Here is a 23071-nt window from a genome sequence, read left to right as displayed (position 1 = left end):
CTTCATGGCGATGTCGCTTGGCCTGCGGGCGCTCATCCTCTCCGCCGCCATGCTGGTGGTGGGGTTGGGCATCTGGGAGTTGTCGACGCCGGCGGTGAAAGCCGCCGGCGAGATGACCGAGTATGAGCTGCTGATGGGCGGCGCGGACCAGGAAGCCCGCGTCCCGCCCCCCTCGCAGATCATCGAACGCGCGTGGGAGGAACTCTCCAATCCTTTCTACGACAACGGGCCGAACGACAAGGGTATCGGCATCCAGATCGGCTATTCGCTGTTCCGGGTGCTCACCGGCTATTTCCTCGCCGCCCTGGTCGCCATTCCGGTCGGCTTCCTGATCGGCATGTCGCCGCTGATGTACCGGGCGCTCGACCCCTTCATCCAGGTGCTGCGGCCGATCTCGCCGCTGGCCTGGATGCCGCTCGCGCTTTTCATCATCAAGGACAGCCAAGCCTCGGCGATCTTCGTCATCTTCATCTGCTCGATCTGGCCGATGCTGATCAATACCGCGTTCGGCGTCGCGGGCGTGCGCAAGGACTGGGTGAACGTCGCGCGCACGCACGAACTGGGAGCACTGCGGACGGCGCTCACCGTCATCCTGCCGGCGGCGGCGCCGACCATCGTGACCGGCATGCGCATTTCCATCGGCATCGCCTGGCTGGTCATCGTCGCCGCCGAGATGCTCGTGGGCGGTACCGGCATCGGCTACTACGTGTGGAACGAGTGGAACAACCTGGACCTTACCAGCGTGATCTTCTCGATCCTGGTGATCGGCGTGGTCGGCATGCTGCTCGACGCCGCCTTCGCCCAAGTGCAGCGCGCCGTGCGCTATCAAGAATAGGGGGCGCGACATGGAAAAGCCGTTTCTCGAAATCGACGCCCTGGCCAAGCGCTACCCGAATCCCGAAGGCGGCGAGCTGACGGTCTTCGAGAACGTCAGCTTCGACATCGACCAGGGCGAGTTCGTCTGCATCATCGGCCATTCGGGCTGCGGCAAGTCGACCATTATGAACGTGCTGGCCGGTCTCGACACCGCGACCTCCGGCGCCGTCACCATGGACGGCAAGGAGGTGGTGGGACCCAGCCTCGATCGCGGCGTTGTGTTCCAGAACTACTCGCTGCTGCCGTGGCGCTCGGCGCTGAAGAACGTGACCTTCGGCGTGCGCGCGCGTCATCCCGAGTGGTCGAAGGAACAGGTACTGGAGCACTCCTACAAGTACCTGGAGATGGTCGGCCTCTCCGGCGGCGCCGAGCACAGGAAGCCGGCGCAGCTGTCCGGCGGCATGCGCCAGCGCGTTTCCATCGCCCGCGCCTTTGCCATCCGGCCGAAGCTGCTGTTGCTCGACGAGCCTTTCGGCGCGCTCGACGCGCTGACCCGCGGCACCATCCAGGACGAACTCATCCGCATCTGGTCGGGATCGGACCAGACGGTCTTCATGATCACCCATGACGTCGACGAGGCGATCCTGCTGGCCGACCGCATTCTCCTGATGACCAACGGACCCTACGCGCGCGTTGCCGAGAGCGTGGTGATCGACATTCCGCGCCCGCGCAACCGGGCCGAGATCATCCACGACAAGGCCTACTACGCCATCCGCAACCACCTGGTGGAGTTTCTCGCCCTGCGCTCCAAGACCCTTGCCGAGGAAGGGCTGGCGGCGCGCGGTGCGGCGGGTACCGGGCCCGAGCGACCGGTCACCGTGCGGCCCGGCATGTCGCCGGGCGCTGCGGACGAAGACGACGACGGCGAGCCGGCCCGCCCGGATGAGCGCGGCGTGGTTTCCCTGATGCGCTGACGGCGCGCGCCGACAACGAACCACAAGCATTGCAAAACGAAGAGGCAAGACAATGAACAAGACCGATGTGGCGGAAATGATCGTCGAGAAGAAGAAGACCGCGGGCCTGACCTGGGAGGGCATCGCCGAAGCCATCGGCATGTCGCCGGTCTTCACCACTTCGGCCTGCCTGGGCATGAACTCCATGCCGCGGGAAAAGGCCGACCTGCTGGTCAAGCACCTGGCGCTGCCTCAGGAGGCTGCCGTGGTGCTGGCCGAGTTCCCGACGAAGATGTTCAGCCAGACCGTGCCGACCGATCCCTGCATCTACCGGCTCTACGAGATCGTCGGCGTCTACGGCGAGACGATCAAGGAGCTGATCCAGGAGAAGGGCGGCGACGGCATCATGAGCGCCATCGACTTCGAGATGTACGTGGAGAAAGTGCCCGACCCCAAGGGCGACCGCATCGAAGTGAAGATGAGCGGCAAGTTCCTGCCCTACAAGGCCTGGTAGCCGGGTGCGTTTTTCTGCCTGCCCTTTGCTGTCATCCTAGGACAGGACCCTACCGGGTTCACACATCGGATGCTGTAGAGGCTCGCCCCTGCCAAACCCACGCCTGTCGTCCCGGGGCTTGACCCCGGGACCCAATGCCCTGGCCGATTTCTCGATCATGGACAGCGTGTTCCGTGCTTGCGGCTGGTAGGGATGCACCTATTACACGGCAGCGCCACGCACTGACGCCAATGGGTCCCGGGGTGAAGCCCCGGGACGACAATGGTGTGTGTAGAAGCATGGCGGGCACACCGCTAGAGATGTGTGAACGCGATAGAGCTTCCCGAGGATCTATTCTTGCGCGGCACAGTTCCAGCAGGCTCGCCTACTGCGGCTGGTCCTGCGGCCGCACGATCTGCGGGGCGAACTGGTCGACCACGGCCTGGGCTTCATAGACCTGGAATGCGGTCTCGCTGTTGCCGGGCGTACCCGGCCCGGAGAACGGCTCGATGGTCAGTTCGGCCCGGAAGGTGGTGCGCTCGCTGCTGCTGGCCGGGCCCGGATAGGGCCGGTAGAAGGAACGGCGCCCATAGTAGGGATAGCCCCAGCCGTCGTAGTAGTCCCGCGTCACCTGGGTGAACTGCTTGGTTTCCTTGTCATGGACGGCAAAGCGCTCGTCACCCTGCGAGAGGGTCAGTTCGGCGGCGCGATAGAGGCAGTAGTTCTGCACCCGCTCCTTGGAGGTGACGCCATTGCCCTGGAAGGTCACCCGGTAGAGGCCCTTGCCGAGGCTCTCCTCGGCGTAGCCGTCGCGGCTTGCCATGGGCGCGTAGAGGCTCGGCTGCGCCGTCGAACAGGCCGCCAGCAGCAGCGTCGTTACCAGCACAAAGGCGAAACGCCCTGTCACGATCTGGGACATGATCTGGAAATAGGAAGCGGAGCGGCCGATGGCAACGGCCGGACCTGAGGCATTGCCGGTCTGAGTGCTTGCGCTTTCTGTGATCATCTCGGGAAGCCCATATATCAGCCAGTTCGTGCAGTTCAGCTGAATCTACGCAGGATCGCCCGGTAACGCTTCAATCTTGTCGTTGTGGCTTCTTTGGCCTGCGGCAACGGCTGGCGGGCTGGTTATGGACGCAAGTCGGCCCTCTAGCCGAGGGTGCGGTGCAGAAAGGCGAGGGTGCGTTCAAGGGCGATGCCGGCGCTCTCCGGGTGGTAGGAGCCGCGCATCTCGCAATTGAAGCCGTGTCCGGCACCGGGATAGGTGAAGAGTTCGGCCTCCGGCTGTGCCTCGGCGACGGCCTTCACCTGGTCCATCGGAATGCCGCCGTCGTCCTCCCCGAAGTGCAGCATCACCGGGCAGGAAGGTTGCTCGTTGCGGAATTCGTGGATGTTGCCGCCGTAGTAGCAGACCGCGGCGGCGGGGTTGAGCCGGGTGGCGGCGAGCCAGGCCAGCGAGCCGCCCCAGCAGTAGCCGACGACGCCGACCTTGCCGGCGCCGGCGAGGAAGCCCATGGCGGCGGAGATGTCGGCGAGCGCCGCGTCGTAGGAGATCTTGCCGCGGATGGCGCGACCCTCCGTGACGTCGTCTTTGTCGTAGCCCAGTTCGATGCCCGGCTCGACACGGTCGAAGAGGGCGGGGGCGATCGCCAGGTATCCCTCGGCGGCATAGCTGTCGGCCACGCCCCGGATGTGCGGATTGACGCCGAAGATTTCCTGGATGATGACCAGCCCGGCGCGCGGTTGCTCGGCCGGCCGCGCCACGTAGGCATCGAAGCTGTGGCCGTCGTTGGACGCCAGTTTCACCGTCTCGCCGCTGTGCTCACCCATGCTTCGTCTCCCATCGTTCGCAGTCCAAGGCTCCAGACGGTAACGTTTAGCAGCAAGGCGGCGTTCCCTGCCACCCGGACGAAACCCGGGCTACACGTTGAAGCGGAAGTGGAAGACATCGCCGTCGTGGACGACGTATTCCTTGCCCTCGGCGCGCATCTTGCCGGCATCCTTGGCGCCGTTCTCGCCGCCGCAGGCGACGAAGTCCTCGTAGGCGATGGTCTCGGCCCGAATGAAGCCACGCTCGAAGTCGGTGTGGATGGCACCGGCGGCCTGCGGCGCCTTGCTGTTGCGCCTGACGGTCCAGGCCCGCGCTTCCTTGGGGCCGACGGTGAAGAAGGTAATGAGGTCCAGCAGCTGATAGCCGGCGCGGATGACGCGGGCGAGGCCGGTCTCCTCCAGGCCGAGGCTTTCCAGGAACTCTCTCTTCTCGGCGGGGTCGCCGAGCGCCGCGACCTCGGCCTCGATGGCGGCGGAGACCACCACGCAGAGCCCGCCGGTCTCCTGGGCGCGCTGCTCGACCAGAGCGGAGTACTTGTTGCCGGTGGCCGCCGAGTCCTCGTCGACGTTGGCGGCGTAGAGCACCGGCTTGGCACTCAAGAGCTGCAGTTGGCGGAACAGCGGCTTCTGCTCGTCGCTGATCTTCACGCTGCGCGCCGGCCGGCCGGCCTCCAGCGCCTCGATCACCGGCTCCAGAATGGCGAGGCGCTCCTTGGCTTCCTTGTCGTTGCCGCGCGCGCGCTTGATGGCGGCGTCGCGCTGCTTCACGGCGGAATCGAGGTCGGCGAGCATCAGCTCGGTCTCCACCGTCTCGGCGTCGCGGATCGGGTCGACCGAGCCCTCGACGTGGGTCACCTCACCCTCGAAGCAGCGCAGCACGTGGACGATGGCATCGACCTCGCGGATGTTGGCGAGGAACTGGTTGCCGAGACCCTCGCCCTTGGAGGCGCCGCGCACCAGGCCGGCGATGTCGACGAACTCCAGCACCGTGGGGATCACCTTGGCCGACTTGGCGATCACGGCCAGCTTGTCGAGGCGCGGGTCGGGCACCGGCACGCGGCCGACGTTGGGCTCGATGGTGCAGAAGGGATAGTTGGCCGCCTCAGCCGCCGCCGTCTCGGTCAGCGCGTTGAACAGGGTGGACTTGCCGACGTTGGGCAGGCCGACGATACCGCAATTGAAACCCATGGATCAGTCGTCACTCTTGGCAGGGGGTAAGGAAGAGGGGGCCGTATCGTCGGCCTGGGGGGCAGGCTTCGGTTTCTTCGGGCGGGGTGGGGCGGTTAACTCCGCGACGCGGGACATGAAGAGCGGGGCGTCGCCCTTGGCCAGCAGCGGGATCTCCGTCGCTACGGCGTCGAGCAGCTTGTCCAGCCAGGGCTGGTCGGCCTTGGCGAAGTCGCTCAGCACGTGGCCGTGTACCAGTTCCTTCTGTCCTGGATGGCCGACGCCCAGGCGCACGCGCCAGAATTCCTTGCCGATGTGCGCCTCGAGGGAGCGGATGCCGTTGTGGCCGCCGGTGCCCCCACCCTGCTTCACGCGCAGCTTGCCCGGCGCCAGGTCGATCTCGTCGTACAGCACGACGACGTCTTCCGGCGCCAGCTTGAAGAAGCGCAGCGCCTCGCCGACGGAGCGCCCGGATTCGTTCATGTAGGTCTGCGGCTTCAGGACCAGGACCTTCTCGCCATCCAGAAAACCTTCGGCGCAGTCCGCCTGGAAGCGGCTGCGCCAGGGCGAAAAGGAATGGCGGCGGACGATCTCGTCCACCGCCATAAAGCCGATGTTGTGCCTGTTGTTGGCGTAGCGGGAGCCCGGATTGCCGAGCCCGGCAAGCAACAGCATGCTGGCCACCCTTTACTGTGGGGAGGCTTAGTCCTCGTCGGACCCTTCGGCAGCCTTTTCTTCGGCCTCGTCTTCGCCCTCGGTGGCCTGCTCGGCCGCGGCCTCGTCGCGCACCACGGTGGGAGCGGCGATGGTCGCGATGGTGAAGTCGCGGTCGGTGATGGCCGGATGCACACCGTCGGGCAGCTTGACCATGGAGATGTGCACGCCCTCGCCGATCTCGAGGCCGGTGAGGTCGATATCGATGTGCGCCGGAATGGCGTCGGCGCGGCAGACCAGTTCGATCTCGTGGCGCACGACGTTCAGCACGCCGCCTTCCTTGATGCCCGGGCACTTGTCCTCGTTGAGGAAGTGCACCGACACCTCGACGTGGACCGAGGTGGTGCCGGAGACGCGCAGGAAGTCGACATGGACCGGGAAGTCGGTCACCGGATCGAACTGAATGTCGCGGGCCAGCGCCCGCTCGGCCTTGCCGTCCACCTTCACGTCGAACAGCGTGGAGAAGAAACCGCCCTGGTGCAGCAGCTTGTTCAGCAGCCGCCCCTCGACGGAAATGAGGCTGGGGTCCTTTTTGGCTCCGTAGATCACCCCGGGCACCTGCCCGGCGCGACGTGCAGCCCGGGCTGGCCCCTTCCCGGCCCGATCCCGCGCGATGGCGGGAAGCTCAACAACGTCAGACATCAGTCAAACTCCTTGACGTAGGAAACGGACGCCGGCCCCATGCCGCCATCCGTCTTGCCCGATCCGGCCTCCAGGGGTGCCGGCATCGGTAAAGCTCTCTATCGCTTCGGCCCCGCGCGCCCGGCCCTTAAAGGGCGGGTACGTCGAACAGGCTCGAAACCGACCGCTCGTCGCTGATGCGCTGCATGGCATCGCCGATCAGCGGGGCGATCGAAATCTGGCGGATGTTCTGGGCCACCCGCACGGCCTCGGTCGCCTGAATGCTGTCGGTCATGACCAGTTCCTCCAAGGGGGAGGAACTGACCCGGGCCACTGCCCCGCCCGAGAGCACCCCGTGGGTGACGTAGGCGGAAACAGACGTGGCGCCGGCCTGCTTCAGGGCGACGGCGGCATTGCACAGGGTTCCGGCCGAGTCGACGATGTCATCCACCAGGATGCAGCGCTTGCCCTCGACGTCGCCGATGATGTTCATCACCTCGGAGACCCCGGCACGTTCGCGGCGCTTATCGATGATCGCAAGCTCGGCGTCAAGCGGTTTGGCGATGGCCCGCGCCCGCACCACGCCGCCGACGTCCGGCGAGACGATGGTCAGGTTGCCCTTGCCGTTCTTCTCCATGATGTCCTTGGTAAAGACCGGCGTGGCGAAGAGGTTGTCGGTCGGAATGTCGAAGAAACCCTGAATCTGGCCGGCGTGGAGCTCCAGGGTCAGCACCCGGTCGGCGCCGGCGGCGGTGATCAGGTTGGCCACCAGCTTGGCCGAGATCGGCGTGCGCGGGGCCGACTTGCGGTCCTGGCGGGCATAGCCGAAGTAGGGCAGAACCGCGGTAATCCGCCGTGCCGAGGCCCGCTTCAGGGCGTCCATGGCGACCAGCAGCTCCATCAGGTTGTCGTTCGCCGGGTAGGAGGTCGACTGGATGATGAAGACGTCCTCGCCGCGCACGTTCTCGTGGATCTCGACGAAAACCTCCAGGTCCGAGAAGCGGCGCACGCTGGCCTTGGTCAGTTCCAGGTTCAGAAAGGCCGAAATCGCCTCGGCCAGGGGCCGATTGCTGTTCCCGGTCATGATTTTCATGGCGATATCCCTAGAGCCCTACTCGCTGGGCATGGACCTTTTGGGCAAGGCGCGAAAGTCGCTGTCTTGCCCTTCCCCTTGGGCCCAGGCGGGGCGGACCATATCAACGGGCCCCGGACCTGTAAACGGCCTTGGGTGGACTTTCGGGCGACTTTCTGGGGCCTCTTTCCAGGCCGCCACCGGTTCGCCCGAAAGGCGAAGAATCCGCGGGAAACTAGCTCTTCGGCTGTGATTTCAAAGCAGGATGCAGGTGGCCAGGGAGACCACCAGCAGCATCAGCACCATGATGGTCAGGTGGGGCATGTTCGCCTGCCTTCAAATCGCCGCCAGCGGACCGGAAAACAGGGGGCGATGGTTAACGCGTCTCCAGGGCGAGGCCGGCCTTGGACAGGGACTCCGGCGCCCCCTCGGTGACCAGGCTGGTGCGCCCCAGGGTCATCGCCACCCCCGCCTCGGAATTGAACAGGATCATGTGGCAGAACACCACCATGCCCGCTTCGAAGGGGACCGGGTTGCCGTGGTAGAGCATCGGCCAGTCCATCCAGTTGGGGGCGAAGGTGGTGCCGAGGGAGTAGCCGCAGGCATTGAGCCGGTGGGCCTGGTAACCGGCGGCGTCCATCACCCGGCCATGGGCGTCGAAGGCCTCGCCGTAGGTCTTGCCGGGGCGCAAACAGTCCTCGACGGCGAGAAGCGCGTCCTCGGCCACCTTGTGCATCTCCCGGTGCAGCGGCTGCGCGGCGCCGATGGGCACGGTGCGCATCATGGCGGCGTGGTAATGGCGCCAGGTGCCGGCCCACTCCAGGGTCAGCTGATCCCTGGGATCGAGAGTCCGCCGCCCGCTGAAATAGCGGCACAGCAGAGCGCCTTGGCCGGAGCCGATGATGAACTCGTTGGCCGGGTCGTCGCCGCCGCCCCGGAAGATGGCGCCGTGCATGGCGGCCAGGATGTCACCCTCGAAGGCGCCGGGGCCGGCGGTGTCGAGCGCCGCCTGCCAGGCCGCGTCGGCCAGCGCCGCCGCCTCGCGCACGCAGGCGATCTCCGCCGGGCTCTTCACCACGCGCAGGCGGCTCACCAGGGTGGAGGCATCCTCCAGGGTGCAGAAGCCGTCGAGGGCCGCGTCCAGGCGCTTGCCGTTCGCGGCGGTCAGGCCGTAGGCCTCGTACTCGACGCCCAGCTTTTTCCCGGCACAGCCGAATTCCCGCAGGATCTCGCGCAGTTCGACGGCGGGGTTGGTGTCGGGGCGGTCGACCCAGATGCGGACGTCCTTCACCATCGAGGTCTGCTCGGCCTGGCGCAGGTCGGCCGAGCGGGTCAGCAGCATGGTGCGCCCGTCGGCGCCCAGGTAGAGGCACTGGAAGTAGACGTAGCCGAAGGTGTCGTAGCCGGTCAGGTAGTACATGGACTCCTGGCGGAACATCAGCAGGCCGTCGAGGCCCGCCTCGGCCAGCAGGCCGCAAGTCCGGTCGCGCCGGCCGGTCAGCTCGGCGTTGCTGAAGTGCAGCGGCATTTTCTTACGGTTCCAGATAGATGGCGGAGAGGCCGCGGCCGTAGTCCGGCTCCTTGCGGTGGCAGGAGCGGCGGTAGCTGAAGAAACGGGTGTCCTCGGCGCAGGTGTCGCAGGGCAGCGACTGGATCGACTTGAGGCCCGCGAAGCTGAGGCGGCGGGCGACGTAGCCCTTGATGTCGAAGAGGAAGTGTCCGTCACGCGGCGAGGGACAGAAGAAATCGGCGTTGGCGGCGTGCTGTTCCAGGAAGGGGGCGGGGAATTCCGGCCCGACCTCGTAGGAGCGCTGGGCGATCGCCGGGCCGATGCCGGCGACGATGCGCTTGGGGTCGGCGCCGAGCGCCGCCATGGCGGCCACGGTGGCCTCGATCACGCCGGTCAGCGCGCCCTTCCAGCCGGCATGGGCGGCGCCGACGACGCCGGCCTCCGCTTCGGCAAAGAGCACCGGCACGCAGTCGGCGGTGAGAATGCCGAGCACCAGTTGGCGCTCGCGCGTCACCATGGCGTCGGCCTTGGGGGCGTCCTCGCGCGCCCAGGGCTTCGTCACCTCGACCACGGCAGGGGAATGCACCTGGTAGGCGGTCACCAGGCGCCCGCCCTCCAGATCCATCTCGGCCATCGCACGGCGCCGGTTCTCGGTCACGTTCTCCGGCTTGTCGCCGGAGCCGTAGCCGCAGTTGAGGCTGGAGAAGAGGCCTTCCGAGACCCCGCCGGTGCGGCAGAAGAAGCCGTGGCGCACGGCGGGCAGGTCGTTGAGGGCTCCGGTCGTCAGCATGGCCGGCACTTTAACCGCCTTCGCCATGCGAGGATAGGGGCGGCGACAGGGACTCGAACCCTGCCGGCGGCGGCATGTCGCGCGGCGTCAGGGCCAGGACCTTGAACAGCTCGCCCATCTCCGTCGGGTCGGTCAGACGCTTTCGGGCGGCGGTGAGCGCGGCGGCGGCGCGGGGCGCCGACTCGGCAAGCTGCGCGGCGCGCACCTCGATGCCCAGCGCCTTCAGAAAGGTCCCCTGCGTCACCGGGCCGTGCGCCGTACAGCCGGCCGCGGTGGCGCCCTGCGCGAGGCTCTGGAAGTCGACGTGGGCGGTCAGGTCGGCGGTGCCGGGGGCCTCCAGCACGTCGTGGCGCTTGTGGCGGCGCAGCGCCTGCAGGGTCGGACCGGGTGTCGAGGCGGCGGGGCCGTAGTCGATGATCAGGGCGGCGCCGGGCTGGCGCGCCAGGCGGTGGCCCAAGAAGGCGGCGATGTTGAGGGCGGCGGGGCAGATCTCGACCAGGCTGCCCTTGGCGGCGTCGCGCAGGGTTGCGGGGATGAGGACGCGGTTGGCCGGCGAGGGCGCGGCCAGGGCGAAGGTCAGCTTGCCGGCATCGTCCAGCACCACCACCCGCTCGGCCCAGCCTTCACGGGTCTGTTCGAACTGGCGCACCGGCAGGGCATCGAAGAACTCGTTGGCGACCAGCAGCAGCGGCGCCTCGGGAATCTGGCCGACGTTGTCCAGCCAAGTGATCCGGTGCGCGCCGAGGGATTCGCGCTGGCGCTCGCGCAGGGCCGGGCTGATCTCGACCAGCTGCACCTTCAGCGCATCGTGGAAGCCGGGCACCAGGCGCGTCGCGCGCAGGGCATCGGCCATCAGGGTGCCGCGTCCGGGGCCCAGCTCGACCAGCAGGCAGGGGTCGGGCTTGCCCAGCCGCATCCAGGTGTCGACGCACCAGATGCCCAGCAGTTCGCCGAACATCTGGCTGATCTCCGGCGCGGTGATGAAGTCGCCGCCCGCCGCAGAGGGCGCGCCGAAGGGATCGCCGTGCATGTAGTAGCCGCTGGCCGGATGTGTCAGCGCTTCGCCCATGAAGTCCGCCACGGTCATGGCGCCCTCGCGGGTAAGGCGTGTGCGCAGGTGGTCGAGCAGGCTCTGAATGACCATGGCCATCAGGCCTTGCGGCGCAGCGCCCAGAGGGTGACGGCGATGCCGACCAGCACCATGGGGACCGACAGCACCTGGCCCATGGTGGTGCCGGGCAGCACGAAGTTCAGGAAGTCGTCGGGCTGGCGGAAGAACTCCGCGACGATGCGCGCGAGGCCGTAGCCGATCATGAAGGCGCCGGAGACGAGGCCGGTCGTCTGCAGCGCGCCCCTGCGCACCATGATGTGCAGGATGATGAAGAGTACCACGCCTTCCAGCAGCGCCTCGTAGAGCTGGCTCGGATGACGCGCGATGGGACCGCCCTGCGGGAATACCATGGCCCAGGGCACCACGGTGGAATCCGTGGTGCGGCCGAAGAGCTCGCCGTTGATGAAGTTGGCGACGCGGCCGAGGCAGAGCCCGATCGGCGTCGCCGCGCCGACGATGTCGGAGAGCGTGAAGTAGCTGACGCCGCGGCTGCGCGCGAAAAGGCCAATGGCCGCCAATACGCCAAGAAGGCCGCCGTGGAACGACATGCCGCCGCGCCAGATGAAGACGATCTCCATCGGGTTCGCCAGGTAGTAGTCCGGTTTGTAGAACAGCACGTAGCCGAGGCGCCCGCCCAGCACCACGCCCAGCGTCGCCCACAAGAGGAAGTCGTCGAAGTCCACCGGCTTCAGGCGGTTCGGCGGCAGCTTCGTCATCCAGCGGCAGTACAGCCAGGCGAGGATGAGGCCGGAGATGTAGGCCAGCGCGTACCAGCGCACGTCGAAGATCCAGATGGAAAAGGCGACCGGATCGAAGTTCGGGTGCTGCAGGGCCATCAGCATCTGGCCGAGAGAGTGGACGGCGGACTCAGCCGGGGATGCCATGGGGCCTAATCCTGATAATGGGTACTAGCGGTAGGGATCGGACTGGGTGAGATAGTCCTTCACGTAGCGGGCGACGCCCTCTTCCAGGTCCGTGAAGGGCTTGCCGTAGCCGGCGGTGCGCAGCCGCGCCATCTTTGCTTCCGTGAAGTACTGGTACTTGTCGCGGATCGCTTCGGGTGCCGGAACGTAGCTGATGTTCTCCGGCTTATCCATGGCGGCGAAGACGGCACGTGCCAGGTCGGCAAAGCTGCGCGCCTTGCCGGTACCGACGTTGAAGAGGCCGCTGACCTTCGGATGGTCCAGCAGCCACAGCATGACGTCGACGCAATCGCCGACCCAGATGAAGTCGCGCAGCTGGCCGCCGTCGGCGTAGTCGGGATGGTGCGACTGGAAGAGCCTTGCCGGCTCGCCGCGCGAGAGCTGGCCGAAGAGGTGCCAAGCGACGCTGGCCTGGCCGCCCTTGTGATACTCGTTGGGGCCGTAGACGTTGAAGAACTTCAGGCCCGCCCACTGCGGCGGCGCCCAGGATTCATCCGGCGGCGCGTCCTTGGCCAGGCGCCGCATGACCCAGCGGTCGAAGAGGTGCTTGCTCCAGCCATAGCCGTTCAGCGGGCGCAGGCGGGCGAGGTACTCGGCGGAGGCGTCGTCGTCGAAGCCCTCGGCGCCGTCGCCGTAGGTCGCCGCCGAGGAGGCGTAGATCAGTGGAATGCCTTCGCGCGCGCAATGGTCCCAGAATACCTTGGAGAGGCGGAAGTTGTTGGCGAGCAACGCGTCGCCATCGGTCTCGGTGGTCGCCGAGATGGCGCCCAGGTGGAACACGGCGGAGAGCCGCCCCTCGGCCCAGCGCAGGAACTGCGGCAGCTCCTCCGGCGGAATCACGTCCTCGATGGTGTGGTGGGCGAGGTTGCGCCACTTGTCGCCCTCGCCCAGCCGATCGCAGACCACCACGTCGTGGCCGCGTTCCGCGAGGGCGGCGACGAGGTTGGAGCCGATGAAGCCGGCGCCGCCGGTGACGAGGAGCATGCGCGGGGTGAATCCTCAAATCTTGGGAAATCTCAGGCGCTTCCTTATAGAGGGGCGGCCGAAGGCTCCGCAACCCCGGCTCCGGCGCCCGCAGGCTGCATCACAGCGACGGCAGCCGGTTGAAGCGTCCCCCCGCGCCGGTCATAGTGTGGCGAAACCCGACGCGCGAGGAAGGATTCCCAAATGCAGAGCCAGAGCAAGATCCTGGAAGACATAGCCAAGGTGGCGAGCAGCGCCTTCGGGGTCGCCGCCGGCATGCGCAGCGAGGTCGAGGCGCGCTTCCGCGAGCAGCTGGAGCGCCTGCTGGCCCAGATGGACCTGGTGCCGCGCGAGGAGTTCGATGCCATGGCGGCGGTGGCCGCCGCCGCCCGCGAGCAGCAGGAGGTGCTGAGCGAGCAGGTGGCGGCACTGGAACAGCGCCTGGCGGCCCTGGAAGCCGCGCTGGAGGCGGTTTCGAAAAAATCCGCGGCCACGCCGGGCGGCACTGGGGCCGGCACCGGGCCCAGTGCCGGGCAGGGCGACGGCTGACGGCGCTGCTGCCCTTTTTCTCTCGTCTCGTCCACAGGTTTCTCGCGGAATGGCGGATTTCCGCCCAATCGTTTGTTGCAGAGCGGAATCTTTTGGGGCTACGCTACATTTGGTAGCGGCGGCGTCGCCTTAATCCATATATCGGTCCAAGCGGGACGCTCGACCCTGCCACCGCCAACCGAAGAGGCTGCGTCGCAATGGTCGAACTCGTTTCCGAATACCACCATCCGATCAACCCCCTCGACCTCCTGGAAGAACTCGGCACCGCCAACGACTGGACTCTGGACCGCCACAGCGAGTCCGAGCTGCTCATCGAGATGGGCGGCCACTGGTGCGAGTATCACATGTATTCCGTCTGGCAGTCGGAGGTCAGCTCCATGTTCTTCTCCTGCCATTTCGACATGAAGGTGCCGCAGGAGCGGCGCCAGGAAGTTTGCGATCTGCTGGCCCACGCCAACGAGCGCCTGTGGCTCGGCCACTTCGACCTCATGGCCGACGAAGGCGCGGTGATGTACCGCCACACCATCCCGCTGCGCGGCTTGCCCGGCGCCTCGGTGGAGCAGCTGGAGGACCTGGTGGAAGCGGCGCTGACCGAATGCGACCGCATCTATCCGGCGCTGCAGCTCGTCGTCTGGGGCGGCTCGCCGGTGCGCGAGGCACTCGAGACGGCAATGCTGGAGACGGTCGGCGAAGCCTGATGCCGTTATGAAGCCGTTATGAAGCCGTCTGCCATGGAACTTTGCGCGTCATGAATCTCGGCGGACCGCTACTGCTGGTCGGCTGCGGCAAGATGGGCGGTGCGCTGCTGGAAGGCTGGCTGAGCCAGGGCCTTTCCCCCGCCGAGGTGTGGATCGTCGAACCTCATGCCGATCCCTTGCAGGGCTTCATCGCCCAGGGCGTGCACCACGCCGCCGATGCCGCCGCCCTGCCTGCCGATTTCAAGCCCGCCCTCATCGTCTTCGCGGTGAAGCCGCAGATGCTGGCCGATGCGTTGCCGGCCTACAAAGATTTTGCCGCGAAAGGTGCGGCGGCGCTCTCCATCGCCGCCGGCTGGCGCATCGCCGGCTTCGAGAAGGTACTGGGCGAGACCACCCCTGTGGTGCGTGCCATGCCCAACACGCCCGCCGCCGTCGGCCGCGGCATGACGGTGCTGGTCGCCAACGACCGTGCCGATGCCAAGTTGCGCGATATCTGCGGCGCGCTGTTGGCCGCGGTGGGCGAGACCGCCTGGGTCGACGACGAGGGCCTGATCGACGCGGTCACCGCCGTCTCCGGCGGCGGCCCGGCCTACGTCTTCCTGCTGATCGAGTGCCTCGCCAAGGCCGGCGTCGCCGCCGGACTACCGGAGGACCTCGCCATGCAGTGCGCCCGCGTGACCGTCGCCGGTGCCGGCGAACTGGTCCACATCGCCAGCGAGCCGGCGTCCAAGCTGCGCGAGAACGTCACCTCACCCGCCGGCACTACGCTGGAGGCCTTGAAGATCCTCATGGCCGAGGACGGCCTGCAGCCGCTGATGACCCGCGCCATCGCCGCCGCCACCAAGCGCAGCAGGGAACTGGGTTAGATCCCGTTTCTTTGACATTCGGCCCGCAGGGCCCATGTTCTTCCCATGACCGGATCTTGGCGACCTTCGCGGCGAAGCGTGCTGGGCGGCCTTGCGGCCTTGCCTTTTGCGAGCACTTTGACACGGGCGCAGGATGCAGCGATCACCCGCACCATTCCGTCGAGCGTTGAGAAGGTGCCGGTGATCGGCATGGGCTCGTGGATCACCTTCAACGTCGGCAGCAACCAAGATCTGCGCGACCAGCGCGCCGAGGTGCTGCGGGAGTTCTTCGCGCGGGGCGGTACGGTGATCGACTGTTCGCCGATGTACGGCAGTTCCGCCGATGTGATCGGCTACGGTCTCGAAAAGCTCGGGCGGCCGCAGCTCTTTTCTGCCAGCAAGGTGTGGACCTGGCTGCAGGGCGACGGTCCGGAGCAGATGGAAGAGCAGCGCGCGGCCTGGGGCGTCGAGCGTTTCGACCTCATGCAGGTGCACAACCTGCTGAACTGGGACGGCCATCTGGAAACCTTGAAGCGCATGAAGGACGAGGGCCGCATCCGCTATCTCGGCATCACCACCTCGCACGGCAGCCGCCATGACGAGATGGAAGCGGTGATGAAAGGCCAGCCGCTCGATTTCGTGCAGTTCACCTACAACATCCTCGATCGTGAGGCCGAAGCGCGGCTGCTGCCGCTGGCCGCCGACCGCGGCCAGGCGGTGCTGGTCAATCGGCCGTTCCGCCAGAAGGCGCTGATCCGCCGCTTCGAGGGGCAGCCGCTGCCCGGCTGGGCGGCGGAGATCGGCGCGACGAACTGGGCACAGGTGCTGCTGAAGTTCATCGTCTCGCATCCCGCCGTCACCTGCGTCATTCCGGCGACCTCGCGCGTCGACCACATGGCCGAGAACATGGCCGTGCTGACCGGACCGCTGCCCGATGCCGCGTTGCGCCGCCGCATGGTGGCGGACGTCGAGAGCCTGTAGGCTTCCCGCGCCATGTTTCCTTTCAATGCGGAGGTGCTGGCCTCCCTCTACGCTCAGTACAACACGGCGATCTGGCCGGCGCAGGTCCTTGCGCTTGCGGCGGCGCTGATTGCGGTCTGGCTGACGCTTTCTCCGCAACCGTGGAGCGGACGCGCACTCGGCGCGATCCTCGCCCTCGGCTGGCTGTGGTGCGGCGCTGCATTTTTTCTGCGGCACATGGCATCGCTCGATTTCATGGCGCAGATCTATGGCTGGGCCTTCATCGCCGAGGCGGTGCTGCTGCTCTGGGCGCTGGTGTGGCGCGGCGGTACCCTGCACGCCGCCGGCGGCCGCCTCGGCGGTCTTGCCCTGGCGCTGGCGGCGGCCTCTCTCTTCGGCCTGCCGCTCGTCAGCGGGCTGGCCGGACCCGGCTTCGCCGCCGCCGGGGTGGTCGGCGTGGCCCCGGCCCCGACGGTGCTCTTGACGCTGGCCGTGCTGCTGCTGATGCCGGGCCGGACGCGCTGGCTGCTGCTGGTCATCCCGGCGCTGTGGGCCGCTGTTGCCGGTGTCACCGGCTGGGTGCTGGGCGTGCCCGAGTACCTCGCCCTGGCGGGTCTCTCGGTCGCGGCGGTGGCGGGTATGGCTGCCGGCAATTGGCGCGCCGCGTGAGGGTGCTATGCTGGCGCGAAGAGACCGTACAGCGGAGGCGGTTGCGTTCATGAGCGGGCTTCAGTTGAAAGACAGCGCGCGTCGGGTGCAGGCGGCGATCCAAGACGCGGGCTTCGCGTTCCAGGTCCGCGAGTTTCCCGCCTCGACGCGCACCTCGGAGGAGGCAGCGGCGGCGATCGGCTGTGACGTCGCGCAGATCGCCAAGTCGCTGATCTTTCGCGCGGCGGACACCGGCCGTCCGGTGCTGGTCATGGCCAGCGGCGCCAACCGGGTCGACGAAAAGGCCGTGGCGGGCCTCCTGGGGGAGAAGCTGGCGCGGGCCGATGCCGACTTCGTCCGCGCCAGGACCGGCTTTGCCATCGGCGGCGTGCCGCCGGTCGGCCACCGCGAGGCGCCGGTCGTCTTCATCGACGCGGACCTCATGGCGCTGGACGAGATCTGGGCCGCCGCCGGCACGCCCAACGCGGTCTTCCGCCTGACGCCGACGGACCTGGTGGCGCTGACCGGGGGCGCCGTGGCCGCGGTAAAGAAGGGGTCGTAAAGACGCGATAGGCCTGCCGGGGAAGGCGCGGGCTTCACAGGGCCGGGCCGGCGCCCTACGTTAAGAGGCTAAGGAGGAACGTCCGACATGGTGAAGAAACCCACGAACCCTAAGTCCTCCAAGAAGTCTGCCGGCAAAAAGGCTGCGGGCAAGGCCGGCGCCAAGGCTGCCGGAGAGCCGCGCCGGCAGGTTATCGACGCCGCCTTCGCCCTGGCGCTGGAGCAAGGCTGGCGCGATCTGTCCCTGGCGGAAATCGCCGAGGCGGCCGGCCTGCCGCTGTCCGAGGTTTACCCGTTGTTTCCCTCTAAGCAGGCGATCCTCGACGGCTTCTCGCGGGAGGTCGATGCGCAGATGCTGGCCGAAGGCAGCGAGGGGCTCGACAGCCCCGCCCGCGACCGCCTGTTCGACATGGTGATGCGGCGCTTCGACGCCCTGCAGCCCTACAAGGAGGCGCTGGGCGTCATCCTGCAGGACCAGCTGCGCGACCCGCTGGCCGCCTGCTGCGGCCTCGGCCGTCTCGGCCGGTCCATGGCCGCCACCCTGGAGGCCGCGGGCTTCTCGACCACAGGATGCCGCGGCGTGCTGCGGGTAAAGGGGCTTGCGGCGATTTACCTCTCCACGGTCCGGGTGTGGCTGCGCGACGACAGCGAGGATATGGCCGCCACCATGGCGCACCTCGACAAGCAGTTGTCCCGCATCGACAACCTGGTGGGGCGCCTCAAGAGCTACCGGCCGGGCCGCGACCGTTCCGGCCACGCGGCCGCCTGAGCAGCCGGCAGAGCCGCCGTTTGGGCGATTCGCCGGCCCGGCGGGTCCCGGTTCCAAGTCCCTCTTATGGTTAAGGAATTTCGCAACTGCACGCGCCAGGGCCCGCGACTCGTTGGTTTGCCTAGGAAAAATTCATTGTGCAGTGCAATAAAATCCTTGACGGCGTACGAACGGTGGCCTATATCACGGTCACGCCGACTTTTGTGCGGTGCAACATTTTCTGCGGGGAACCCCCCGCCCATTTTACCGCGGGAGACCCCCGCTAGGGATGAGGAGCCCAAGTCATGGCTGTTTCCGGTAACCCGTTTCTGAACGGCGAGTTCTCCAAGTTCGACTTCGCCACTTTCATGGATCCCAGCAAGCTCACCGAGCAGTGGGAAAAGTTCGATTTCACCAAGATGGCCGACCAGTTCAAGATGCCGGGCCTCGACGCCCAGGCTCTGGTCGAGTACCAGAAGCGCAACCTCGAGGCCTTCGCCTCCGCCAACAAGATTGCTCTGGAAGGCGCCCAGGCGGTGATCCGCCGTCAGGCCGAGATCCTGCGCAAGGGCGTCGAGGACGCCTCCAAGGCGCTGTCCGAGCTGAATTCCGCCGAGACCCCGCAGGACAAGTTCGCCAAGCAGGCTGAACTGGCCAAGGAGGCCTACGAGGCCGCCGTCGCCAACCTGCGCGAGCTGACCGAGATGGCCAGCAAGTCCAACGTGGAAGCCGCCGATCTGCTGTCGACCCGCGTGAGCGAGAGCTTCGGCGAGATCACCGGCGAGATCAAGAAGACCGCGAAGAAGAAGTAAGCCGCTTCGTCGCGGAGTTATTTCCTCCGAAAAGTACCCTGTTGCTAGCCTAGAAGGGCCGTCCTGCCGGACGGCCCTTTTTGTTTTGCGCAGGCGGTCTCGGGGCGACGCCTTGCGGACTTAACATTTCCGCGCCGCGCTCTATCTTGTGTCGCGAAATCACTCCACCAGAAAGAGGGAGAGCGGACATGAGGCTTGCAGTTCTGGGATTGGCTTTCGGGGCGGCACTGCTGCCGGTCGCTGCAGTGGCCGGCGAGACGGTCGTCTATACCGTCGAAGGCGGCAACTACGAGGGCTACAGCGCGCCGGCCAAGGGGACGTCCAAGGGCCTGGTGCTGATCATCCACGATTGGGACGGCCTCACCGAGTACGAGGAAAAGCGCGCCGAGATGCTGGCCGAGATGGGCTACGACGCCTTTGCCGTCGACCTCTTCGGCCAGGGCAACCGGCCGGAGACGACCGACGCCAAGCGGGCCGAAACAGGCAAGCTCTACAGTGATCGGGAGGCGATGCGCAGCCGGCTGCTGGGCGGCCTTGCCGAGGCGCGCAAGCTGAGCAGCGCCCCGGCGGTGGTCATGGGGTACTGCTTCGGCGGCGCCGCGACGCTGGAAATGGCGCGCTCCGGCCAGGCCAAGGGCGTCGCAGGCTACGCGACATTCCACGGTGGACTTTCGACGCCGGAAGGACAGAGCTACCCGGCCGACACGCCGCCGCTGCTGATCGCCCATGGCGGCGCCGACAGCGCCATTACAATGGACGACGTTGCGGCACTGTCGAAGGAACTGGAGGCCGCGGGGCTCACCTACGAGATCGAGGTCTACTCCGGTGCGCCGCACGCGTTCACGGTGTTCGGCTCGCAGGCCTACCGCGAGGTCGCCGACCAGCAGTCGTGGGACGCCTTCCAGGATTTCCTCGGTACCACCCTGACCGGCAGCTGATCCGGCAGGCGGCAGCCGCCCGGCCCCGCGCACCCGTCGCGGGCCGGGCGACGGCTACAATTGGTACACTTTATGTACTGGTCGCCCTCAGCTCTCCCGGCCTAGAGTCCGGCAGGCTCGTGCGCTCGTGGGGGCCGTGACCGGGAGTGTCCAATGACCGAAGGCAGCTACAAACAGTTCTGTCCCGTCGCCATGGCGGCGGAGATCCTCTGCACCCGCTGGACCGTCGTCCTGCTGCGTGAGCTCATCGCCGGCTCGACCCGCTTCAACGAGCTGCGCCGCGGTGTGCCGCGAATGTCGCCGGCGCTGCTGACCAAGCGCCTGCGCGACCTGGAGGACGCCGGCGTGCTGGAGCGCGTCCGCCGGCCCGGCGACGGCGAGGGGCATGAATACCGATTGACCGCGGCGGGGCGCGACCTCAAGCCGGTCATCGAGGCCATGGGCATCTGGGGCCAGCGCTGGGTCGAATCGGAAGCTTCGCTGCAGAAGCTCGACCCGCAGCTTCTGATGTGGGACATGCGGCGCAACATCGATCCGACGCCGATGCCGCAGCGCCGCAGCACCATCGAGGTGAGCTTCAGCGACCAGCCGGCGGCACGGCGCGACTGGTGGCTGGTGGTGGAGCCCGGCGCGGCGGTCGATCTCTGCTCGGTCGATCCGGGCTTCGAGGTGGACCTCTACGTGGCGACCGACCTGCGGACCATGACGGAGATCTGGATGGGCTACAAGACGGCCGCCGCGGCCAAGGACAGTGGCCAGATGGTGCTGACCGGCAGCCGCGCGCTGGAGGACGCCCTGCAGAAGTGGCTGCGGCTCAGCCCCTTCGCCAAGGTCGAGCGCATGGTCGCCTGACGGCGTTGGTGGTCAGAAAATCCCAGCCTCCAGGCCGGCGGCCATGGCCATGCCGAGCTCGCGGCAGTCGTCGACGAAATGCTCCTGCCACTCGCCGCGACAGATCAGCGGTGCCTGCACCGCCCGCCACTTGAGGCCGGTGGCGATGCTCTCGACGGCACGCCGGGTGCCGGTGCCGTCGTGGCCCGCGCGGATGTAGAGCGCATAGGGCAGCCCCTCGGTTTTCTCCAGCACGGGATAGTAGCAGCGGTCGAAGAAGTCCTTCAGCGCGCCGCTCATATAGCCGAGGTTCTCGGTGGTGCCGATCAGGAGGGCGTCGGCCGCCAGCACGTCGTCCGGCTCGGTCTCGAAGGGGGTGAGGGCGCGGGTCTCGACACCCGCTATCTCCGGTGCACGGGCCCCTTCCAGCGCCGCGTCGCGCAAGCGCGTGGTGTTAGGCGACGGGACGTGGGCGACGATCAGCAGCCGCTTTTCCGCCCGCGGCGCGCCGGCCATCGGTCCGCCGGGCCGTTCAGCCCGTCAGGCGCTTGTAGAGCGCCCGGACGTAACTGTGATCGGCGTCGGTCATCTCGCCGGCGGCGATGTCGGCCTTGTAGCCTTCCAATTCCTCGCGGAACGCCTCGGAGTGGCCGCCGCGGCCCAGCAGCCGGCCGATGAGAGCAAGGGTCTCGGCGTTCTTCGCCTCCGTGTCGGCGGGCAGGCCGGCGGAGACGGCGGGCGCATCCTCTTCGCCGCCGTCGTCATCGTGCGCGTCCTCATCCGCCGGGTCAGCCTCAACGCCGCGGCCGGCGGCCAGCAGCACGTTCCACGAGGTGCCGGCGGCGCTCACCTTGGTATCGAGCACGCGCGCGGCGGCCAGCACTTCCTCGTCGTTCTCGCTGCCCAGGGTTTCGAGCAGGGAGATCAGCTCCGCCCGATCCAAGCGACTGGGTTCCAAGCTGTCGGTCATCGCGCGCCTCGCTTCCATAAAGTTCGTCCGCTGGGCGCGACTTTAGCCAAACTGTGCCGATTTGGGCAAACGTCCCGGCAATCAACCCGTCATTCAGGCCGCGGCGACCAGCGACGGCGCGGCCTCGGCGGAACGCTCGATCAGCGCCTTGTGCAGGGCACGGATGCTGGCATCGTGGTCAGCCTCGTCGACGATCACCTGCATGTCGACCTTGCGCAGGGGATCGTTGAAGCCCAAGGGCTCGATGCCCGCCTCGGCGAGTGCGGTGAGGACCCGTGCGCCGAGGCCGCGCAGGCGCAGGTCGCGGCCGATTACAGCGACCACCGCGACATTGCGCGAGGCGATGGATGCCGAGGGGAAGCGCCGGGTGAGGTCCTCCTCGACCCGCTTCACCGCCTTGGCGGAGCCTTTGAGGAAATGGGTGATGGTGTTGGCGTTGGATGTCTTCGAGACGATGCGCGCCTTGTGGCGCTGCAGCACCTCGAGGATCGCCGCGTCAAAGCCTTTCACACCGACCATGTCCTGTTCGAAGAACTCGAAGGCGAAGACGCCTTTGAGGCCGGTGACCATCTCCACCGCCGGGTCGGCAGCCTCGAGATCGCCGCGGATCACAGCGCCGGGGTCCAGCGGCTCGAAGGTGTTCTTGATGCGCAGCGGGATGCGCGCCTGGCGCAGGCCCTTGGCGGCGCTGGGGTGGATCGCCTCCATACCCATGTTGGAAAGCTGGTCGGCGACGTCGTAGTTGGTTTCTGCGATCTGCTTCACCACTTCGGCGCCGACCAGTTTCGGGTCGGCGGAGGAAAGGTGGAACTCCTTGTGGATCACCGCTTCCGCGGCGCCCAGGTGCACGGCAATGCGCGAGAAGGTGAGTTCGCTGTAGCCGCGCCCGTAGAGCTTGACCAGACCCTCCTCGCACTGTGCATAGCCGGTGACGATCGGCAGCTGGCGGGTGAGGTCGATGGGCTCGAAGGCCTCCTCGATGCGGCGCTCCAGACTGACGCTCTCGCTGCCGCGCCAGCCGGTGAGATCGACGAACACGGCATCGATGCCGGAGCGCCTGAGGCGCAGCATCAGGTTGTGCGCGCTGTGTGCCTCGCCCAGCCCGCTCAACAGCTCGCGCACCGTCATCAGATGCTCAGGCAGCTTGAAGTGGCCGAACGAACAGAGCCGCCGAAGATCGAGCAGACAGCTGCGTGCGCCCTCTATGCGCTCCTCGACGAAGCGGTCGGCTGCGGCGACATCGGCCGGGTCGTCGAGCACCGCGCGGTTCTTCTCCCGCATCGCCGCAGCTGTGCGCGTCAGGGCATCGCCCCAGGCCCACTCGCTTTCGGAGCCTGAATAGAGCGCGTAGACCCCGGGCTCGGCCGTCTTCTTGTGTTCGAGCAGCAGATCGGTCATGCCGCTGTAAGCGGAGACAACGAAAACCCGGTTATAGAGGGCCTCGCCGTGCCGTCCGCCGAGCACGATATCGTCGACCACGGTGTCGACGGCGGACATCGAGGTGCCGCCGATCTTATGAACGCTAAGGGTGGTCATTGCTGTCCTCTT

27 protein-coding genes are annotated in these 23071 nt (G+C 67.2%); 13 read left to right on the top strand and 14 right to left on the bottom strand.

Going from position 1 to position 23071, the window contains the following annotated elements; translation table 11 throughout:
* The first annotated feature begins 4 nt into the window (after window positions 1-4).
* Genes ntrB through cynS form a run of 3 tightly spaced genes read left to right on the top strand, consistent with a single transcriptional unit; the run spans window position 5 to window position 2283 of the window.
* The gene (gene ntrB / locus WDC82_RS02640; RefSeq protein WP_340115702.1) at window positions 5-835 is read left to right on the top strand and encodes a nitrate ABC transporter permease; all 831 of its coding nucleotides are present in this window, start codon (window positions 5-7) and stop codon (window positions 833-835) included.
* A gap of 10 nt (window positions 836-845) precedes the next feature.
* Complete coding sequence (locus WDC82_RS02635) at window positions 846-1790, top strand: ABC transporter ATP-binding protein (protein ID WP_340115701.1); 945 nt, start codon at window positions 846-848, stop codon at window positions 1788-1790.
* A 52-nt stretch (window positions 1791-1842) separates the two neighbouring features.
* The gene (cynS, locus tag WDC82_RS02630) at window positions 1843-2283 is read left to right on the top strand and encodes a cyanase (RefSeq protein ID WP_340115700.1); all 441 of its coding nucleotides are present in this window, start codon (window positions 1843-1845) and stop codon (window positions 2281-2283) included.
* Window positions 2284-2647: 364 nt separating this feature from the next.
* Here the strand turns inward: cynS and WDC82_RS02625 are convergent, their stop codons facing one another.
* The 11 genes from WDC82_RS02625 to rfaD form a co-directional block, all read right to left on the bottom strand.
* Window positions 2648-3268, bottom strand: a complete 621-nt coding sequence (locus WDC82_RS02625) for a hypothetical protein (protein ID WP_340115699.1) — start codon at window positions 3266-3268, stop codon at window positions 2648-2650.
* A gap of 143 nt (window positions 3269-3411) precedes the next feature.
* The gene (locus tag WDC82_RS02620) at window positions 3412-4092 is read right to left on the bottom strand and encodes a dienelactone hydrolase family protein (RefSeq protein WP_340115698.1); all 681 of its coding nucleotides are present in this window, start codon (window positions 4090-4092) and stop codon (window positions 3412-3414) included.
* 90 nt (window positions 4093-4182) lie between these two features.
* Window positions 4183-5280, bottom strand: a complete 1098-nt coding sequence (ychF, locus tag WDC82_RS02615; protein ID WP_340115697.1) for a redox-regulated ATPase YchF — start codon at window positions 5278-5280, stop codon at window positions 4183-4185.
* Between the two features lie 3 nt (window positions 5281-5283).
* On the bottom strand, window positions 5284-5934 hold the full coding sequence (pth, locus tag WDC82_RS02610; protein ID WP_340115696.1) for an aminoacyl-tRNA hydrolase: 651 nt from the start codon (window positions 5932-5934) through the stop codon (window positions 5284-5286).
* A 27-nt stretch (window positions 5935-5961) separates the two neighbouring features.
* Window positions 5962-6615 carry a 50S ribosomal protein L25/general stress protein Ctc gene (locus WDC82_RS02605; RefSeq protein ID WP_340115695.1) on the bottom strand — a complete coding sequence of 218 codons (654 nt, stop codon included), beginning with the start codon at window positions 6613-6615 and terminating at the stop codon, window positions 5962-5964.
* Window positions 6616-6742: 127 nt separating this feature from the next.
* Window positions 6743-7687 carry a ribose-phosphate pyrophosphokinase gene (locus WDC82_RS02600; RefSeq protein ID WP_340115694.1) on the bottom strand — a complete coding sequence of 315 codons (945 nt, stop codon included), beginning with the start codon at window positions 7685-7687 and terminating at the stop codon, window positions 6743-6745.
* Window positions 7688-8042: 355 nt separating this feature from the next.
* Window positions 8043-9194 (bottom strand): Xaa-Pro peptidase family protein, encoded by a 1152-nt coding sequence (locus WDC82_RS02595; RefSeq protein ID WP_340115693.1) that lies wholly within the window; start codon window positions 9192-9194, stop codon window positions 8043-8045.
* 4 nt (window positions 9195-9198) lie between these two features.
* Window positions 9199-9966 (bottom strand): peptidoglycan editing factor PgeF, encoded by a 768-nt coding sequence (gene pgeF / locus WDC82_RS02590; RefSeq protein WP_340115692.1) that lies wholly within the window; start codon window positions 9964-9966, stop codon window positions 9199-9201.
* A 10-nt stretch (window positions 9967-9976) separates the two neighbouring features.
* Window positions 9977-11116, bottom strand: a complete 1140-nt coding sequence (locus WDC82_RS02585) for an SAM-dependent methyltransferase (RefSeq protein WP_340115691.1) — start codon at window positions 11114-11116, stop codon at window positions 9977-9979.
* On the bottom strand, window positions 11116-11961 hold the full coding sequence (gene lgt / locus WDC82_RS02580) for a prolipoprotein diacylglyceryl transferase (RefSeq protein WP_340115690.1): 846 nt from the start codon (window positions 11959-11961) through the stop codon (window positions 11116-11118). Before lgt ends, WDC82_RS02585 begins: the two co-directional genes overlap by 1 nt.
* A gap of 24 nt (window positions 11962-11985) precedes the next feature.
* A complete protein-coding gene (gene rfaD, locus WDC82_RS02575) occupies window positions 11986-12984 on the bottom strand; it encodes an ADP-glyceromanno-heptose 6-epimerase (RefSeq protein ID WP_340115689.1) in 999 nt (332 codons plus the stop codon).
* 183 nt (window positions 12985-13167) lie between these two features.
* Here rfaD and WDC82_RS02570 point away from each other — a divergent pair, with 183 nt between their 5' ends.
* From WDC82_RS02570 to WDC82_RS02525, 10 genes are all read left to right on the top strand, one after another.
* Window positions 13168-13512 (top strand): accessory factor UbiK family protein, encoded by a 345-nt coding sequence (locus WDC82_RS02570; protein ID WP_340115688.1) that lies wholly within the window; start codon window positions 13168-13170, stop codon window positions 13510-13512.
* Window positions 13513-13709: 197 nt separating this feature from the next.
* Window positions 13710-14210, top strand: coding sequence for a YbjN domain-containing protein (locus WDC82_RS02565; RefSeq protein ID WP_340115687.1), 501 nt, complete (start codon window positions 13710-13712; stop codon window positions 14208-14210).
* 50 nt (window positions 14211-14260) lie between these two features.
* Window positions 14261-15076, top strand: coding sequence for a pyrroline-5-carboxylate reductase (gene proC, locus WDC82_RS02560; protein WP_340115686.1), 816 nt, complete (start codon window positions 14261-14263; stop codon window positions 15074-15076).
* A gap of 117 nt (window positions 15077-15193) precedes the next feature.
* A complete protein-coding gene (locus tag WDC82_RS02555; RefSeq protein WP_340115685.1) occupies window positions 15194-16036 on the top strand; it encodes an aldo/keto reductase in 843 nt (280 codons plus the stop codon).
* Window positions 16037-16048: 12 nt separating this feature from the next.
* Entirely contained in the window at window positions 16049-16684 is a 636-nt protein-coding gene (locus WDC82_RS02550) for a DUF6064 family protein (protein WP_340115684.1), read from the top strand.
* A 49-nt stretch (window positions 16685-16733) separates the two neighbouring features.
* Window positions 16734-17225: a YbaK/EbsC family protein gene (locus WDC82_RS02545; RefSeq protein ID WP_340115683.1), complete on the top strand. Its 492-nt coding sequence runs from the start codon at window positions 16734-16736 to the stop codon at window positions 17223-17225.
* 87 nt (window positions 17226-17312) lie between these two features.
* Complete coding sequence (locus WDC82_RS02540; protein WP_340115682.1) at window positions 17313-17993, top strand: TetR family transcriptional regulator; 681 nt, start codon at window positions 17313-17315, stop codon at window positions 17991-17993.
* A 284-nt stretch (window positions 17994-18277) separates the two neighbouring features.
* The gene (locus tag WDC82_RS02535) at window positions 18278-18784 is read left to right on the top strand and encodes a phasin family protein (protein WP_340115681.1); all 507 of its coding nucleotides are present in this window, start codon (window positions 18278-18280) and stop codon (window positions 18782-18784) included.
* A 188-nt stretch (window positions 18785-18972) separates the two neighbouring features.
* On the top strand, window positions 18973-19722 hold the full coding sequence (locus WDC82_RS02530) for a dienelactone hydrolase family protein (protein WP_340115680.1): 750 nt from the start codon (window positions 18973-18975) through the stop codon (window positions 19720-19722).
* Between the two features lie 153 nt (window positions 19723-19875).
* A complete protein-coding gene (locus tag WDC82_RS02525) occupies window positions 19876-20574 on the top strand; it encodes a helix-turn-helix domain-containing protein (protein WP_340115679.1) in 699 nt (232 codons plus the stop codon).
* Window positions 20575-20586: 12 nt separating this feature from the next.
* On the opposite strand, the gene WDC82_RS02520 is transcribed toward WDC82_RS02525, so the two are convergent.
* From WDC82_RS02520 to WDC82_RS02510, 3 genes are all read right to left on the bottom strand, one after another.
* Complete coding sequence (locus WDC82_RS02520; RefSeq protein ID WP_340115678.1) at window positions 20587-21069, bottom strand: flavodoxin family protein; 483 nt, start codon at window positions 21067-21069, stop codon at window positions 20587-20589.
* 16 nt (window positions 21070-21085) lie between these two features.
* Window positions 21086-21523, bottom strand: coding sequence for a hypothetical protein (locus tag WDC82_RS02515; protein WP_340115677.1), 438 nt, complete (start codon window positions 21521-21523; stop codon window positions 21086-21088).
* Window positions 21524-21616: 93 nt separating this feature from the next.
* On the bottom strand, window positions 21617-23059 hold the full coding sequence (locus tag WDC82_RS02510) for an aspartate kinase (RefSeq protein ID WP_340115676.1): 1443 nt from the start codon (window positions 23057-23059) through the stop codon (window positions 21617-21619).
* Between the last annotated feature and the right edge of the window lie 12 nt (window positions 23060-23071).

The sequence above is a fragment of the Pelagibius sp. 7325 genome (genome assembly GCF_037652055.1).
Taxonomy (GTDB): domain Bacteria; phylum Pseudomonadota; class Alphaproteobacteria; order Kiloniellales; family Kiloniellaceae; genus Pelagibius.
Note: the sequence above shows the minus strand (reverse complement) of the source record. Positions and strands in the feature narration are given on the sequence as shown.